Raw genomic sequence first — 14,845 nt, 5'->3', positions numbered from 1 at the left:
ATTTTAAATAAATTTTCCGTCGAGAACCAAAACATGATGAGGAGAATACGGAATCAGATACTCCAGGCTCTTTCTTCAGGCCCTGTTTCCGTTTACAGGCTTATAGATATGCAGGATGCCAGCCTGCCAGAGTTTTTCCAGCTGGTAGACGAACTTATTAACGAAGATATAATCAGAATTGAGAATGGAAACGTAATCCCGACAGAGAAGGCAAGGAGACTGATAAACGAACTCGGAGCGATAAACCTAGATACAAGGTGCAAGAGCTGCGAAGGTACAGGATACGTGATATCCAAGGACTTTGAAGAGATTTTGAAAAAGTACAAGGAAATAGCAGAGAAACGACCTGAAACGGTTGAAGTTTTTGACCAGGGATTCATAAGCCCGGAAGGAGTCATAAGGAGGGTCGAATTCATCTATGAAAGAGGTGACCTTCTGAGGTCGAGGATTTTTGTGGTTGGCGATGATGACTTGCTCAGCATAGCAGCGGCCCTGACAGGAATGCCTGAAAAAATTAGTGTGATTGACGCTGATGAAAGGCTCATAGATTTCATAAACAGAACTGCTGAGGAATACGGGCTCTGCGTAGAGGCAGAAACCTGCGATGTCCAGAATGAGCTGCCAGATAAGTTCAGAGGCAAATACGACGTGTTTGTTACCGACCCTGTCGAAACCATCCCTGGTCTGAAACTCTTTCTCAGCAGAGGAGTTTCAGCATTAAAAGGAGAGGGATGCTCCGGATACTTCGGAATAACAACTCTCGAAGCATCGAGGAAGAAATGGTATGAGATACAGAGAATGATATATGATATGGGTTTTGTTATTACAGATCTTAGAAGGAAATTCAACGTATATCCGGACGAGGAAAAGAACTTTTTCAGATTTCAGGACAAACTACCAGTAGTTCAAAAATTTGGAGCGAGAATTGACCACAACTTCTACACATCGACACTCTTCAGAATTGAGGCGGTTAAAAAACCCGAGCCACTTGTAAAGGGAAGGATGGTAATAAACGAGGCCGTCTACAAGGACGACGAAAGCTGGATGACTCCCTACTGAACAGAAACAGAACATATTTTTATAAAACATATTTTTATTTCTGCTGCCCCGCAAGCACCTTCCGCAAATACATCACATCTTCTTTTCCAATACCCCTTAGCAAAAACAGAATGATGAAATACAGTATGGCACCGCCAGCAACTTTCAAAACAGCATCCAAAAGTGATGTGAACTCCGTCAGGCTAAGAAGAATAACCATAACTGCGGAAGAAATTAACGGCTTCACCAGGTCCCCATGATCAAAGAATATGCCAAGAAGTCTTCTGGATGCAACTGCCATCGCAACCCAGGTGACAGCATTGGACACAACCGTGGCAATGGCCGCACCCACAATCCCGTAAGCAAGAATGAAGAAATAATTCAGAACAGTAATATTCTATTTTTGGAATTATCTATCTTGAATCTATCTGGATGTGAATAGAACCCGGGAATAGTTCTCCAGACCGTGAATCGCATTGACACAGGGAAAAATTTATATTTTTGCCCGGAAGGGTGATTGCAATGAAGCTCATAGCATGTCCGTCCTGTGGAGAGGAAATCGAAATCAGGGATCTTTTCGAGGGTGTTGAAATCGAGTGTGATCTCTGCGGTGCAGTTTTGCTGTATGAAAACGGAAAGTTCATACTCCTCGATACAAATGAGGAATTTGATCCCGAAGACCTTGAAAAAGAGTACGAAGACGAGAGCAATTTTGACGACGAAGAAGAGTTTGAGGACGACGAATATTTTGGAGACTTCGAAGAATAGAAACAATAAATAGAAATACTTATTAAATTTAATTACCGAGCAAAATAACGATGAAAATTCTTGCGCTTACAGGAACCAAAAGGAAGGGCAACAGCATTCTCGCAGCAAAATATATTGCGAAAAAGTTGAATGCCGAGCTTGATATTCTGAATGTCACAGAACTCAAGATTGAGCCATGCAAGGCCTGCTATGCCTGCCTGTTTGGCCAGGAGTGCATGATAGATGATGACGTAAACTTCGTGTTCAGCAAGCTTTTAGAGGCAGATTTCGTTCTGATATCGTCTGCAATTTACTGGCTTGACGCGACCGGAATGATGAAAGCTCTTCTGGACAGGATGTTCATGGCTCTCCCACACATGAAAGAGCTGAGCAGGAAGAAGGGAGCTGTGATCTACTTCTACGGCTTTGAAGAACTCAGAGGGTGGGGTGCCAACACGTACAACATCCTGCTGAGAGTTCTGGGCATAGAACCTCTCGCCATTCTGCCAATCCACGCCGCTCTGCCCGGAGAGGCGCTCACAGAGGAAAACGTGAAAAAACTCGATCTGCTTGCGGAGGCGATTCGGAAAGAAGAAAGGCTGAAGTTAGATGGACAGTGTCCTGTTTGCCTTTCGGAGGTTTTCAGGGCAAAGGAGGGTAAGCTGGAATGCACAGTGTGCAGATCAAAGCTGACAGATGATCTTCAGGTCGTGGAGACGGGAGATGTTCTATCATACGACTGGATGGTAAAGCACTACGGCGTGCTTAGGGGATTCAAGGAAAAATTTATTGAACAGAGAGAGGTACTTGCAAGGCTAAGGGAGAAATATGGAGTTTGAAGAAGAGATACGGGAAATATTCGACGAGGATTTTGTAATAAGAGCCGTAAAACTGAAAAAAACAGGAAACATCTTCAATCCCGTATTCTACATACTTTTTACAAGGCTTGTTGAAATGTCAAGCCTGATAAACGACATTGTTCTCCCCAACAGAGCTGAGATAGAAGAGATGTTCAGAACAAGGGTGGAGTTTCTACAGCTCGACATGAAAACGATAAACGAAGTTCTGAGGAGAGTATGGATTTTCGAGATCAAGCGGGATGAAGAGTACAAGTTCAGCAAGGGAATCGAGGACCTGATGTACATTGTTTACAGAATGAAAGACATACAGAGAAAAATAGATGATGTTCTGCTGAAACACATTTCAAAATGGAAAAAAGAGGATATACTGGAACTCTACTTCATTCTCGTAAAAGTTCTGCTTGAGCTTGAAGAGAGAACTGTGGACATAGCTTCAAAAGAGGCAAGAACTGCGTGGCTAACTTGGCTTATGGAGAATATGGGTATAAACGGAAACAGGGTTTCAGAAGTGTATGAGTATCTGAGCAAAACGAGGAACCCTCTGGCAGTGATACGGCTGGCTGAAAGCGGAGATTACAGCGAAATACGGGAATTTGAAGTGCTCCTGAAGGACCTCGATGAGTCCACGAGGAACATACTGCTTAACGGAATGAAGGTTGTATTCAGAGACGTTACCTGAACACCCTTTCAGGGTCAGCAAATTCCCTGATGTCAACCAGGATATCATTGACCATAAGTTCGCCAGATATGCCACTTTCAAACAGCGGTGCAAGGTAGTTCAGGCCGGCAAGAACTGTCATGCTGGCCTTCATGCCGAAAAAGGGAAAACCGTTTTTGTCTTCAGATAGTTCAACCACACCCCGGATGTTTTTAGCCTCAGCCATTTCGATTTCCATTCTGGCAATATCCACTGCGTGCTTGCTGAAACTTCTGATAGCAACAATGAGGTAGCCCTCTCCGTTGAGTGCATCCCATACCCTTGTCATGCCTGCCCTCAGAAAGAGCCATCCGGGGCTTAGGGTTGTTCCTCTGTAGCTGATGATCTCACTGACACCTCTCGACCCATCCTTCCAGTAGAGCAATCCGGCAAATTCCGGATACAGATTGATACCCGCATTTCTCATTATTACATCGAAAAGGGTGTTTGAGATCACCACGAGAGCAAAACTCCCCTCCGGAACTTCAAACTCTCCGAGGAGCTCTCCCTCGTCCCGCAGCACTACAAGGTTCGAGATCAGAAAGGGAGCTTCAGCCATTTTCAGAATTATCTCTCTGGTAGTATCATACCATTTTTTGTCAATCACTGCAATATCTGTCGGCACAGTCCCTTTCATCTCAAGCAGGTTGAAGGTGCAGTTGTAAACATTGAACTCGATTTTCTCAGAGAATTCCCCCAGTCTGCCGAACACATTGTGCCTCTTCAGCGCCTCTATACCCTTTTCAGTTATCGACGCCCCCCTGTCATGCTTTCTAACGAGACCGTCTCTGGCAAGCTTTTCAATATGATATCGTATTGTCCGGGCATCATGATGAATCCCCTTTGCTTTCAGAGCCTCGGCTATCTTGTATGAGCTCGCAATTCCACTTTCAGAGAGAATCTCAAGAATTAAAATATGAATTCTATTGAGTGTCATTTACACCGTTCCACTTTCTCTCAGCCTGGCAATATCCTCGCTACCATAACCGAGTCTCCTCAGAATTTCTTCAGTGTGCTCTCCAAGTTTAGGAGGTCTGCTCACATCAATTTCAAAGCCAGAAAACTTCACAGGATTGTTGAAGAGCTTTATTTTCCCGAGCCCGGGATACTCCACATCCACTATCACGTTCCTTTCTTTCGTCTGAGGATGATTTACGACCTCCTCAATCGTATTCACTGCACCGCATGGCACCCCTGCCTCGAGCAGTATTTCTATCCATTCATCCCTGCTTTTTTCCTTAAGCTTTTCAACAATTATCTTCTCCAGTTCCTCTCTGTGCTTCAGCCGGTCCTGATTCGTCCTGAACCTTGGGTCATCCAGTATGTGTTCAAGCCCCACAGCCCTGCAAAATGCCTGCCAGTGCCACTCCGTTGCAACAACTATGTTGACGAGTCTGCCATCTCCAGCAGGATACGGCTCATAAGGCGTTGCAAGGAAGTACTTCGAACCCATTCTAAGCTCCTCATCCTTCATTCCCTCAACAAGCACCATGTTCATCAGATTCATCATCAACGTTACAGCGCAGTCGAAAAGCGAAACGTCAATTTCCATCCCCTCTCCTGACTTCTCCCGGTTATAGAGGGCAGCGAGAACCGCATAAACGCCATACATGGCGGCCAGCAGATCAGTTATGGGAACATTGACCTTGGACGGACTGTCCTTAGTCCCGGTATAGCTGATTATCCCTGTCTCCCCCTGAAGAACCTGGTCAAATGCAGGCCTATCCCGGTAGGGTCCGGTCTGACCGAATCCCGATACGTGCAGGTAAATTATATCTGGATTTACCTTCTTAACGCTTTCATAATCCACGCCCAGTCTCTTCACAACCCCCGGAACAAAGTTCTCAATGATTACATCGGCTTCTTCAGCAAGCTTCATGAAAATTTCTCTGCCCGCATCCTTTTTCAAGTCGAGCGTCATGGACTTCTTATTCCTGTTTGTTACTGCAAAATAAAAGCTGAGGTCCCCCCGTATCGGAATCCAGTGCCTTGCCAAGTCTCCCACCTTTGGTCTCTCAATGTGAATTACCTCCGCCCCAAGATCTGCCAGAAGTGTGCCGATATATGGCCCAGCAACAGCCTGCCCCAGCTCAAGTACCTTTATACCCTCAAGTGGATGCTTCGACATACAGTTCACCTCACTTTATACATATCACAGGAATCTCGGCGTGCAGTATCACCTGCTGCGCAACACTTCCGAACAGCAGTTTACCGGCTGGAGTTCTTTTTTTAACCCCGATAACGACAAGTTTTGCATTTACCTCCTCGCAGAAGAGAAGAATGTCCTTTGCGGGATCATTTCCCCTCAGGAGAAAGTGCGTTTCCACCTCAATACCGTACTCTCCCGCTATTTTCTCTGCATCGGCAAGAAGTTTCTCCCCGAATTCCACCTCTTCCAAATCAGTTTTATCCCCGCCTGGACTGGAATGGATTATGTGAAGTTTCATTCCCCTAAATTTTGCCTCCTCTGCCGCAAATCTGACAAGCTTCTCCATCCTCCGGTAATCATCAACCGCACACACAATCATATCAAACACCCACGTAAACCCTCTTAATTTCATCAGAATCCTTTATTTCATCAACTGTTCCCTCAGTAACAACCTTTCCCTCTCCAAGAACGTACGCATAGTCTGCTATGTCCAGAGAGGCAAATACATTTTGCTCAACAAGAAGAATCGTAAGACCCTCATCCCTCAGCTTTGAAATCGTCTCAAAAACTTCTGCAACAAGCTTGGGTGCCAGACCCTGGCTCGGCTCATCCAGCAGAATCATTTTCGGGGCTGTCATCAGCGCTCTCGCAATAGCAAGCATCTGCTGCTCTCCCCCACTCATCGTCCCTGCCTTCTGTTTTTTTCTCTCTTTGAGTCTTGGAAAGAGGGTGAAAACCAGCTCAAGAGAGTCTTCAAATCGCTCTTCGGCTCTTTTCGTGTATGCTCCCAGTTCCAAATTTTCCTCCACAGTCATTCCGGGAAAGAGATGCCTGCCCTCGAGAACCATCGTGAGTCCTTTCTCAACCTTTCTGTGCGGGGGCAGGAATGTTACATCCTCCCCGTCAAATTCTATGCTTCCATTCCAGGGACTGTTGAGTCCAAAGATGGCCCTCAGCGTGGTTGTTTTACCGGCACCATTGGGCCCCAGGATTGCCGTTATTGTCCCCTTTCCCACTTTCAGGTCCACGCCCCACAGAACCTGCATTTCTCCGTAACCTGCCTCAAGTTCCTTTACAGTAAGCATTCAAACCACCTTCTTTCCAAGATAGACCTCTATAACCTCAGGATGGCTCAATACCTCGTACGTCTCGCCTTCAATCAGTTTCTTACCCTGATGCATCACAACGACCCTCTCGGCAAACCTGGTTATGGCATGCATGAGATGCTCCACCATCGAGACCACGGCCACCTTTTCCTCCTTTCGTATCCTGTCCAGAAGGTCAAGTATCCTGTTAATGTCTGAGGGGTTCATTCCAGCCATAACCTCATCCAGAAGGAGCATTTTGGGTTTCATCGCAAGAGCCCTCGCAAGCTCCATCAACCTCTTTTCGAGAGGTGTGAGGAGTTTGGCCTCCTTGTCTCTCAGATGGTCAATTCCTACAAGCTCAAGCATTTCGTCAGCCTCTCTGAGAGCAGAATCAACATCCCTTCCCGCTCCAAACATGGCACCAATCGCCACGTTTTCTATCACCGTTGCTGAGCCAAATGGTCTTGGAATCTGAAATGTTCTTGCAAGCCCCAGGGGTGTTCTTCTGTGCGGCGGAAGTTTTGTGATGTCCTCTCCATTGAAGATTATCCTGCCCTCATCCGGGTAATACACTCCGCTTATGAGGTTATAGAGCGTGGTTTTACCGCTCCCGTTCGGTCCAACAATGCCGAGCGCTTCACCCTCCTCAACCTCAAGGCTTATGGAATCGACTGCAACAAGACCTCCAAACCTCTTCGTAACGTTTTCAAGCTTTAAGAGTGGCATTTTATCACCTCAAATACTCTGCAAGCTTGGAGTTCCTTGTTTTCTTGATCAGATACCCTGCAACTCCCTCTGGGAACGCCACAATGGTTACGATAAGAAGAGGTGCAAGAATCAACAGCTGCACTCCAGGAAATATCACTGAAAGGTAATACTTGAGTACTCCATAGATTAAACCACCAATCATCGGACCAATAAGGGTTCCGGCACCTCCAAGCATCACGATGACGATAGCCTCAACGGTGTAGTGTATGTTAAAGACGTCCTCAGGAAACACATAGGTTAACTTCAGGGTCCAGGCTATCGCCCCAATCAACCCTGCAAACGCCGCACTGGTTATGAACGCCATTATCTTGTATTTTGTTACGTTTATGCCCATCACTCTGGCAGCATCCTCATCCTCCCTCAAAGCAAGCAGAGCATAACCCATTTTTTTGTTGAGAATCACCACTGTTGTGAGTGCTGCAAGAAAAGCTACCAGAAATAACAGCAGGTCTGAGACGAAGGTAGAGAGATAGTTTGCAATTTCTCTTCCAAACGCCTTCCTCATGAAGCCGGAAAGCACGATACCTTCAGAGCCGCCCCAGAGTTTTGTTCCAACAAGCAGAAACCTGAAACCTTCGTTCACACCTATTGTGGCAATGGCAAAATAGGCACCCCTCAACCTCAGAGCCACCGCTCCAACAGCCATGGAGAGCAATACAGACATGATAACTGCAAGCACTATGCCTATGGGAATTGCAACGAGGCCGAGATGCGCGAAGTTCTGGAGGGCGATCGCCATTCCGTACGCTCCAAGCCCGAGAAATGCCACGTATCCGAAGTCAACATACCCTGTAAGTCCGAGAAATATGTTAAACGCCTGACCGAGAGCCACGTAAAACATGAAGTAAACCACAGGCTGCCACATTCCCGGAACAGTCAGTCCGATGACGAGCAGTATGACATAGACGAGTACCATTGGAACGAGAGCCTTGAGCTTGCCCATCTGCATTTCACTCTTCACCTCCAAAGAGACCGGTTGGCTTGACAAGCAGAATCACGAGCAGGAACACGAACGCAACGAATCTCGTCAGGGCGAACGGCTCAACCCCTGGAATCATACCAAGCAGCGTGTAAGAACCGTTTTCGAAAAGCCCAAAAAGGAATCCCGCAATAAACGCGCCCCATGGTGACCCCAGACCACCGAGAACGGCAATAACGAAAGCCCTGAGTGTGTAATCCGCACCCATGTACACGTTGATTCCCACCGGAACGAAGAGCGTTACCAGAACACCACTCATGACAGTAACTCCAATTCCGAGAGCAAAGCTGAGAGTGAAAATCCTGTTTACATCAATTCCACAAACCGCTGCACCGTCCCTGTCCTCAACAACAGCCTTTATTGCTTTTCCAAGCTTTGTTTTTGTGAACCACAGATAGAGTAGCCCCGCTATTATTGTCGAGGCTACAAACGCAAGGATCTTGGTGTACGGGACGGTTATCGACCCGAGGTACAGCGTTCCAATGTCCCAGCTGAAACCAACGTAGTCGGACCCCCAGATGAATTTTGCAGTTTCTTCGATAAAAACGCCTATGGCAAAGGTGGCAAGCAGAGTGGAGAGTTCTGGGGCGTCAACCAGCTTTTTCATTACGGCCTGAAATATGACAAAACCGAGAGCGATACCAAAAATAAGAGCAACAGGTATGGATAAAATCGGAGCGATCGAATAAAGCGTAAAAAGCCAGAAGGCTGTAAATGCCCCAACCATAACAAAAGAACCATGCCCAACATTAACAATCCTCAAAACTCCAAATATCATGCTTAAACCCATTGTTGCAACACCATAAACGCTGCCAAGCAACGCCCCGTAGAACAGATTCGAGACCAAGTGGTCACCTACCATTCCATCACCTCAAAAAAATTAGATAGGGATTCATTTGGTAGCAAGCTTGCCCTGCTCCTTTTCTTCCCACGTAGGCATTGGATAGTACGGATCCGCATTCGCGGCTTCTGGAGGCCATATTATCTTCTTTGTGCCTCCCTGCCACTGAATTATGACCATCTCATGCCCTATCTGCTTTCCGGTCTCTGGATCAATCTTCCACACTCCGTAAACGCTCATGAACTCAATGGTGTTCATTGCTTCCCTGACGTCGTCCGGATTTGTGCTCTGTGCCTTTTCAATTGCGTATGCATAGGAGAGGACTGCAGCCGCAGCCTCAGCAGCGTGATAGCTTGGAGGTTCATCAGTGCCAGAAACTTCCTTGAACATCTTCAGGAACTCATCCTGGGTTGGACCATAGTAATCGATGCCGAGCTTCTTAGCAGCTTCAGGCCCATAGCTGACTCCAATCTCCCACTGAGCCGGGCCACAAACGCCTTCAGCCTTGGTACCGAGAGCGTCGTAGAATGCCGGAAGGGCCGGCGCGACAAGTATTGAAACGGCCTTCACATTGATCTTCATATCTGCAAGCTGACTGACGAGGAGCTGACCGTCTGCAAAATGACCTCCACCGATTATCACATCAGGCTTAGCTGCAGCGAGTTCATTTAGCAGTGGAGACAGGTCCTGAACTCCTTTTGGATAGGTCTTGTCAAATACTATCTCAAAGCCAAGCTGTTTTGCATACTCTCCGGCAGCTTTGAAAACAGCCCTTGAGAATTCATTGTCCTCATATATCATCGCAACTCTCTTTGCCTCAGGATCAACCGATTTAACCATGTCGAGGAACCCGGTCTGGTACTTGCTTGCAGGGCTGAGTGTCTGGACAACATAGTGGTAGCCCTGCTCGAATATGTAGTCACTCGCACCTCCATGGCTGTTCATCAGAACGCCTCTCTGATCAGCAATTGGTGCCGCTGCCAGAGTCAAACCAGAGCTGTACGGAGCGAGGATGAATTTGACGCCGTCCTGGTCTGCAAGCTTCTGAATCAGGCTCTGAACGACCTCTTTGTTGGACTGGTCATCATAGTATTTCAGTTCAACCTTGTAGACTTTGTCTCCAACCTTAAGTCCGCCATGAACCTCGTTTATCCACTTTATCGCTACCTGCATTCCCCACAGAGACATCTGGCCTTCCTTGGAGTATTTTCCTGAGAGACTCAGTGGTGCCCCAAAATAGAGGACTTCTGCCTTGGGTGTTTCCTCAGATTTCTGTTCTTGCTGGGCACATCCTGCAAAAAGCAGGGCCAGCGCCAGCAAACCAAACACAAACAGTGCTGCAGTTTTTTTCATGCATAACACCTCAGTAGATTTTAAATAATTAATCTTTAAAAATTTTTACTTTTCAAGCCTCAGCTCCCTTCTGAAGGCCTGGATTCCGGTTATGGCTCTGCCGAGGATGAGGGTGTGGATGTCGTCTGTGCCTTCGTAGGTGTAGACTGACTCGATGTTTGCCATGTGTCTTATCGGGGAGTAGTCAAGGCTTATGCCGTTGGCTCCGAGCATTTCCCTTGCCAGTCTTGCTATATCCCTTGCGATTTTGACGTTGTTCTTTTTGGCCAAGGAGATCTGTTCTGTTGTTGCCCTGCCCTCATCCATGAGTCTGCCCAGTCTCCATGCGACGAGCTGGGCTTTTGTGATCTCTATAAGCATGTAGGCGAGCTTTTCCTGGACGAGCTGGAAGGATGCGAGAGGGGTTCCAAACTGCTTCCTCTCCTTCACATAGCTGAGTACTGTCTCAAAGCAGTCCAAGGCTATGCCTACTGCTCCCCAGGAGATGCCGAACCTTGCCTGATTGAGGCAGCTTAGAGGGGCGCCAAGGCCCTTTGCCTCAGGCAGCCTCTGTTCATCCGGGACTCTGCAGTTGACAAGCGAGAATTCACCCACGCCTCCTGCTCTCATTGAGCCTTTCTTAGTCAATGCGCTCTGGTGGAAGCCTTTGGTTCCCTTCTCCACTATGAATCCCTTCACCCTGCCGTCGTCAACGTCTCTCGCCCAGAAGATTGCAATGTCTGCTATGTCAGCCTCTGTAATCCAGGTTTTTGTTCCATTGAGGATCCACTCGTCTCCGTCTTTTTTGCATCTCGCCTCCATGCTTGCGGGATCGCTGCCGTGGTTTGGCTCGGTGAGGCCGAAGCAGCCTATGATCTCTCCGCTCGCAAGCTTGGGAAGGTACTTTTTCTTCTGCTCCTCGCTGCCGTACCTCCATATTGGGTACATGACGAGGCCGGATGTTACGGCCACGAAACTTCTGAGAGCGCTGTCGATTCTTTCGACTTCCTGGCAGATTAACCCGAATGTGGTGTAGTTCATTCCCGGACAGCCGTATTCCTCGGGGATGAACGCCCCGAGCATGCCGAGTTCTCCGAATTTCTTCCCGAGTTCTCTGAAGTTGAGGGGCTTTTCTTCATGCCAGGCATCTATAACGAGAGGTCTGACTTCCTTTTCCAGGAATTCCCTAACTGAGCTTCTTACAAGCTTTTCCTCGTCTGTTAGAAGTTCATCGATGTTGTAGAAGTCTGCTGGTCTGGACACGTTTATCACCTTTTAAAATTTTAATTATTTTTCTTTATTAATTTTTCGGAATTTGTTTTCCTAAAATAAAAATGATTAGAGACATGAGAAAACAGAACAGCCAATCTTCCAGATACCACAAACTTATTATATCCTTAAAATTGCCATTCTATGACACAGATTTCAGGAGGGGATGGATATTCTAAAAGAAGTTAGGTTTCACGGTAGAGGTGGTCAGGGAGCAGTTACGGCAGCAGACATCTTAGCAGTTGCAGGATTTAAGGATGGTTATTACACACTGTCATTTCCCATGTTTGGCGCAGAAAAGAGAGGTACTCCGGTTGTCTCTTTCCTGAGAATCTCCGACGAGCCAATTGTAATCAGAGATGAGGTTAAAAACCCCGATTTCGTTGTTGTGATGGATCCGTCTCTCGTAGATGTTGTTGACGTCCTTGCCGGAATCAAAGACGGCGGTATTGCGATAATAAACTATCCAAAGGGCAGTGAGGATCTCAAGCAAAAGCTCGGTAAGGATGTTGAGGTTCATGCGATCAACGCCACGAAAATGGCAATGGAAATCCTGGGTCGTCCGATCACGAACACTGCAATGGTTGGGGCTTTTGTTGGGGCAACAGGGATTGTAAAAATCGAAAGTGTGGAAGAGACGATTATGGAATGGTTCGGAAATAAAGATATTGCCGAGAAGAATGTTAGACTTGTTAGGGAGGCTTATGATCACATGAAGGAGGTATGCGGATGGTAAAAATCAAGCTTTATATCGGTGCGAGCAATCCCCCACTAAGCACATCTATGAAAACGGGGGACTGGGGGACGGAATTGGCGATTGTTGATGAAGAAAAATGCATCGGATGCGGGCAGTGCGTTACATTCTGCCCTGAACCTGCCGTTGAGCTTGTGGAAAAAGACGAGAAAAAAGTTGCTGTTGTAAACCATGACTACTGCAAAGGCTGCTGGGTGTGCTATACCGTCTGCCCCGTCAGTGCCATAGAAATGGAAACAAAAGATATTTACAAGATAGAGGTGTGCTGAAATGAGAAAAGTTGTAAGAGGTTTTTACGCCATAGCGTATGCGGTAAAGCTCTCAAAGCCAAACGTGATTGCCGCTTATCCAATAACTCCTCAGACTGAGATCGTTGAGAATCTCGCACAGATGTACGCTAACGGAGACCTCGGGGATACCGAATACATAACAGCCGAATCTGAGTTCGGAGCTGCTTCAATGGTTCTCGGTGCTTCAGCAGCAGGAGCAAGAGTGTTTACGGCCACAAGCTCACAGGGATTGCTTCTAATGACCGAGGTTCTCTACAACGCTGCAGGAATGAGGCTGCCAGTCGTGCTTGTCGTGGCGAACAGGTCAATCTCAGCCCCACTGAGCATCTGGAACGATATTCAGGACAGTATATCCATTAGAGATGCGGGAATAATTCAGCTCTATGCCGAAAACAATCAGGAAGCTCACGACATGGTGCCTCTCGCTTTCAAGGTTGCGGAAAACAGAGATGTTCTTCTCCCGTTCATGGTATGTGTTGACGGGTTCAAGCTGACACACGCATATGAACCCATTGATCTGCTCGATCAGGAGGCAGTTGACAGGTTCCTTCCACCATACAAACCACCAGTCAAGCTTGATGTAAACAATCCGGTTGCAATGGGATGCTATGCGCCACCACCATACTACATGGAGTTCAGAGTGGCGATGGAATACGCAATGGACAGGGCAAAGGAAATCATGCTCGAAGAATTCGATAAATGGTATGAAATCACGGGCAGAAACTGGGGTGGGCACGTTGTTGCTGAATCCTGTGAGGATGCTGAAATCGTCGTTGTCGCAATGGGCTCAATCGTAAGCCTTGTCAGGGAGGCCGTAAAACAGCTCAGACAGGAGGGACTGAAGGTAGGTTTGCTCAAAATAAGAACATACCGCCCATTCCCTGCCGAGGATATCAGAGAGAGCCTCAAGAATGCCCAGAAGGTTATCGTTCTCGACAGAGCATTGTCTGTGGGTGCCGAACCACCGGTCACAGCAGACGTCAAATCCGCCCTCTTCGGGCTGGATTTGGAAGTGTATCCGGTGGTGGTAGGCCTTGGAGGCAGAGATATACCGAGAGAACTCATAGAAGATATTGTCAGAAACGTTGCAGAAGGAAAAATCACCCCTGAAAAGAGGTATGAAGGTCTAAACGAGTTCGAAGAGGTGATACCATGAACCTTTTTGGTCCCGGGCATGGAGCCTGCCCCGGATGCGGCTTTCCAATAGCAGTAAGGGGCGCTCTGGAAGCTCTCGATGGTAAGGCCATTGTGGTCAACTCAACCGGTTGCTTGGAAATCGTAAGCTCAATGTACAACAGGAACACATGGGGAGTGCCTTACGTTCATTCCCTCTTCGAGAATGCTGGAGCAGTTGCGGCAGGTGTTGAAGCTGCTCTGAGAGCCTTAAAAAGAGAAGATGAGGCCCATGTTGTCGTTTTCGCAGGAGATGGTGCAACCTTCGACATCGGCTTCGGCACCCTGTCAGGAATGATGGACAGAAATCACAACGTAATCTACATCTGCTATGACAACGAGGCCTACCAGAACACTGGAAATCAGCAAAGTATGGCGACTCCGACGGGAGCGGCAACAACCACCACACCGGTCGGAAATATACTTCCGGGGAAGGTCGGAAGGAAGAAGGACATGGTTGGTATTGCAGTTGCCCATGGTATCCCTTACGTGGCATCCGCAAGCATAGCATATCCAAAAGACTTTCAGAGGAAGGTCAAACGAGCAGCAGAATTTAAGGGAGCCAAATACATCCAGGTTCACTCCCCATGCGTAACGGGATGGGGAATAGATGGCAAGCTCACAGTGGAAGTGGCAAAGCTCGCAGTGGAGACCGGACTATACCCACTTGTGGAATACGAGAACGGGCAGCTTGTTAGAGTGAGAAAAATCAAAGAACGAAAACCCGTAACTGAATACCTCAAGCTGCAGAGAAGGTTCAGGCATCTGTTCAGCCATCCAAAAGGTCAGGAAATTATAGAGGAGCTTCAGAGAGTTGCTGATGAAAACGCAAAGAAATACGGGCTTGACGCCTGAATTCC

18 protein-coding genes are annotated in these 14,845 nt (G+C 47.4%); 8 read left to right on the top strand and 10 right to left on the bottom strand.

Features of this window, described 5'->3' with window-relative positions:
• Positions 1–33 precede the first annotated feature (33 nt).
• Positions 34–1,059, top strand: a complete 1,026-nt coding sequence (locus tag LPQ35_RS03830; protein ID WP_193808075.1) for a bis-aminopropyl spermidine synthase family protein — start codon at positions 34–36, stop codon at positions 1,057–1,059.
• 34 nt (positions 1,060–1,093) lie between these two features.
• On the opposite strand, the gene LPQ35_RS03825 is transcribed toward LPQ35_RS03830, so the two are convergent.
• Positions 1,094–1,390, bottom strand: coding sequence for a polysaccharide biosynthesis C-terminal domain-containing protein (locus LPQ35_RS03825; RefSeq protein WP_193808076.1), 297 nt, complete (start codon positions 1,388–1,390; stop codon positions 1,094–1,096).
• A 170-nt stretch (positions 1,391–1,560) separates the two neighbouring features.
• On the opposite strand from LPQ35_RS03825, the gene LPQ35_RS03820 reads away from it, so the two are divergent.
• From LPQ35_RS03820 to LPQ35_RS03810, 3 genes are read left to right on the top strand one after another with little or no spacing between them, the layout of a single operon-like run.
• The gene (locus LPQ35_RS03820) at positions 1,561–1,806 is read left to right on the top strand and encodes a hypothetical protein (protein ID WP_203219018.1); all 246 of its coding nucleotides are present in this window, start codon (positions 1,561–1,563) and stop codon (positions 1,804–1,806) included.
• Positions 1,807–1,856: 50 nt separating this feature from the next.
• Positions 1,857–2,624, top strand: a complete 768-nt coding sequence (locus LPQ35_RS03815) for an NAD(P)H-dependent oxidoreductase (RefSeq protein WP_193808077.1) — start codon at positions 1,857–1,859, stop codon at positions 2,622–2,624.
• Entirely contained in the window at positions 2,614–3,324 is a 711-nt protein-coding gene (locus LPQ35_RS03810) for a hypothetical protein (protein ID WP_193808078.1), read from the top strand. Before LPQ35_RS03815 ends, LPQ35_RS03810 begins: the two co-directional genes overlap by 11 nt.
• Here the strand turns inward: LPQ35_RS03810 and LPQ35_RS03805 are convergent.
• From LPQ35_RS03805 to LPQ35_RS03765, 9 genes are read right to left on the bottom strand one after another with little or no spacing between them, the layout of a single operon-like run.
• A complete protein-coding gene (locus LPQ35_RS03805) occupies positions 3,317–4,279 on the bottom strand; it encodes an NrpR regulatory domain-containing protein (RefSeq protein ID WP_193808079.1) in 963 nt (320 codons plus the stop codon). The genes LPQ35_RS03810 and LPQ35_RS03805 overlap by 8 nt on opposite strands.
• Positions 4,280–5,470 carry a CoA transferase gene (locus LPQ35_RS03800; RefSeq protein ID WP_193808080.1) on the bottom strand — a complete coding sequence of 397 codons (1,191 nt, stop codon included), beginning with the start codon at positions 5,468–5,470 and terminating at the stop codon, positions 4,280–4,282.
• A 10-nt stretch (positions 5,471–5,480) separates the two neighbouring features.
• Entirely contained in the window at positions 5,481–5,870 is a 390-nt protein-coding gene (locus LPQ35_RS03795; protein ID WP_193808081.1) for a universal stress protein, read from the bottom strand.
• 1 nt (position 5,871) lies between these two features.
• Positions 5,872–6,576: an ATP-binding cassette domain-containing protein gene (locus LPQ35_RS03790; RefSeq protein WP_193808082.1), complete on the bottom strand. Its 705-nt coding sequence runs from the start codon at positions 6,574–6,576 to the stop codon at positions 5,872–5,874.
• The gene (locus tag LPQ35_RS03785; protein ID WP_193808083.1) at positions 6,577–7,305 is read right to left on the bottom strand and encodes an ATP-binding cassette domain-containing protein; all 729 of its coding nucleotides are present in this window, start codon (positions 7,303–7,305) and stop codon (positions 6,577–6,579) included.
• 4 nt (positions 7,306–7,309) lie between these two features.
• Positions 7,310–8,296: a branched-chain amino acid ABC transporter permease gene (locus LPQ35_RS03780; RefSeq protein ID WP_346297689.1), complete on the bottom strand. Its 987-nt coding sequence runs from the start codon at positions 8,294–8,296 to the stop codon at positions 7,310–7,312.
• Position 8,297: 1 nt separating this feature from the next.
• Positions 8,298–9,188 (bottom strand): ABC transporter permease subunit, encoded by an 891-nt coding sequence (locus LPQ35_RS03775; protein ID WP_193808084.1) that lies wholly within the window; start codon positions 9,186–9,188, stop codon positions 8,298–8,300.
• Positions 9,189–9,218: 30 nt separating this feature from the next.
• Entirely contained in the window at positions 9,219–10,520 is a 1,302-nt protein-coding gene (locus tag LPQ35_RS03770; RefSeq protein WP_193808085.1) for an ABC transporter substrate-binding protein, read from the bottom strand.
• Between the two features lie 45 nt (positions 10,521–10,565).
• A complete protein-coding gene (locus LPQ35_RS03765) occupies positions 10,566–11,762 on the bottom strand; it encodes an acyl-CoA dehydrogenase (protein WP_346297718.1) in 1,197 nt (398 codons plus the stop codon).
• A 172-nt stretch (positions 11,763–11,934) separates the two neighbouring features.
• Between LPQ35_RS03765 and LPQ35_RS03760 the strand changes: the two genes are divergently transcribed.
• The 4 genes from LPQ35_RS03760 to LPQ35_RS03745 are packed head-to-tail and all read left to right on the top strand — an operon-like array spanning position 11,935 to position 14,840.
• Positions 11,935–12,504 carry a pyruvate ferredoxin oxidoreductase subunit gamma gene (locus LPQ35_RS03760; protein WP_193805817.1) on the top strand — a complete coding sequence of 190 codons (570 nt, stop codon included), beginning with the start codon at positions 11,935–11,937 and terminating at the stop codon, positions 12,502–12,504.
• Positions 12,498–12,791 (top strand): 4Fe-4S dicluster-binding protein, encoded by a 294-nt coding sequence (locus LPQ35_RS03755; RefSeq protein ID WP_193805819.1) that lies wholly within the window; start codon positions 12,498–12,500, stop codon positions 12,789–12,791. Before LPQ35_RS03760 ends, LPQ35_RS03755 begins: the two co-directional genes overlap by 7 nt.
• 1 nt (position 12,792) lies before the next feature.
• On the top strand, positions 12,793–13,968 hold the full coding sequence (locus LPQ35_RS03750) for a transketolase C-terminal domain-containing protein (protein WP_193805821.1): 1,176 nt from the start codon (positions 12,793–12,795) through the stop codon (positions 13,966–13,968).
• Entirely contained in the window at positions 13,965–14,840 is an 876-nt protein-coding gene (locus LPQ35_RS03745) for a thiamine pyrophosphate-dependent enzyme (RefSeq protein WP_193805823.1), read from the top strand. The genes LPQ35_RS03750 and LPQ35_RS03745 overlap by 4 nt, the downstream gene beginning before the upstream one ends.
• Positions 14,841–14,845: the final 5 nt, after the last annotated feature.

The sequence above is a fragment of the Geoglobus acetivorans genome, from assembly GCF_039641995.1.
GTDB classification, from domain to species: domain Archaea; phylum Halobacteriota; class Archaeoglobi; order Archaeoglobales; family Archaeoglobaceae; genus Geoglobus; species Geoglobus acetivorans.
The sequence above is the reverse complement of the archived record's forward strand: the minus strand, read 5'-3'. Positions and strand labels throughout refer to the sequence as shown.

Bases quoted from the DNA above. Each gene is read 5' to 3' on its own strand.
- LPQ35_RS03830 (WP_193808075.1), top strand. From the start codon at position 34: ATGATGAGGAGAATACGGAATCAGATACTCCAGGCTCTTTCTTCAGGC.
- LPQ35_RS03820 (WP_203219018.1), top strand. From the start codon at position 1,561: ATGAAGCTCATAGCATGTCCGTCCTGTGGAGAGGAAATCGAAATCAGG.
- LPQ35_RS03815 (WP_193808077.1), top strand. From the start codon at position 1,857: ATGAAAATTCTTGCGCTTACAGGAACCAAAAGGAAGGGCAACAGCATT.
- LPQ35_RS03810 (WP_193808078.1), top strand. From the start codon at position 2,614: ATGGAGTTTGAAGAAGAGATACGGGAAATATTCGACGAGGATTTTGTA.
- LPQ35_RS03805 (WP_193808079.1), bottom strand. From the start codon at position 4,279: ATGACACTCAATAGAATTCATATTTTAATTCTTGAGATTCTCTCTGAA.
- LPQ35_RS03800 (WP_193808080.1), bottom strand. From the start codon at position 5,470: ATGTCGAAGCATCCACTTGAGGGTATAAAGGTACTTGAGCTGGGGCAG.
- LPQ35_RS03795 (WP_193808081.1), bottom strand. From the start codon at position 5,870: ATGATTGTGTGTGCGGTTGATGATTACCGGAGGATGGAGAAGCTTGTC.
- LPQ35_RS03790 (WP_193808082.1), bottom strand. From the start codon at position 6,576: ATGCTTACTGTAAAGGAACTTGAGGCAGGTTACGGAGAAATGCAGGTT.
- LPQ35_RS03785 (WP_193808083.1), bottom strand. From the start codon at position 7,305: ATGCCACTCTTAAAGCTTGAAAACGTTACGAAGAGGTTTGGAGGTCTT.
- LPQ35_RS03780 (WP_346297689.1), bottom strand. From the start codon at position 8,296: ATGCAGATGGGCAAGCTCAAGGCTCTCGTTCCAATGGTACTCGTCTAT.
- LPQ35_RS03775 (WP_193808084.1), bottom strand. From the start codon at position 9,188: ATGGTAGGTGACCACTTGGTCTCGAATCTGTTCTACGGGGCGTTGCTT.
- LPQ35_RS03770 (WP_193808085.1), bottom strand. From the start codon at position 10,520: ATGAAAAAAACTGCAGCACTGTTTGTGTTTGGTTTGCTGGCGCTGGCC.
- LPQ35_RS03760 (WP_193805817.1), top strand. From the start codon at position 11,935: ATGGATATTCTAAAAGAAGTTAGGTTTCACGGTAGAGGTGGTCAGGGA.
- LPQ35_RS03755 (WP_193805819.1), top strand. From the start codon at position 12,498: ATGGTAAAAATCAAGCTTTATATCGGTGCGAGCAATCCCCCACTAAGC.
- LPQ35_RS03750 (WP_193805821.1), top strand. From the start codon at position 12,793: ATGAGAAAAGTTGTAAGAGGTTTTTACGCCATAGCGTATGCGGTAAAG.
- LPQ35_RS03745 (WP_193805823.1), top strand. From the start codon at position 13,965: ATGAACCTTTTTGGTCCCGGGCATGGAGCCTGCCCCGGATGCGGCTTT.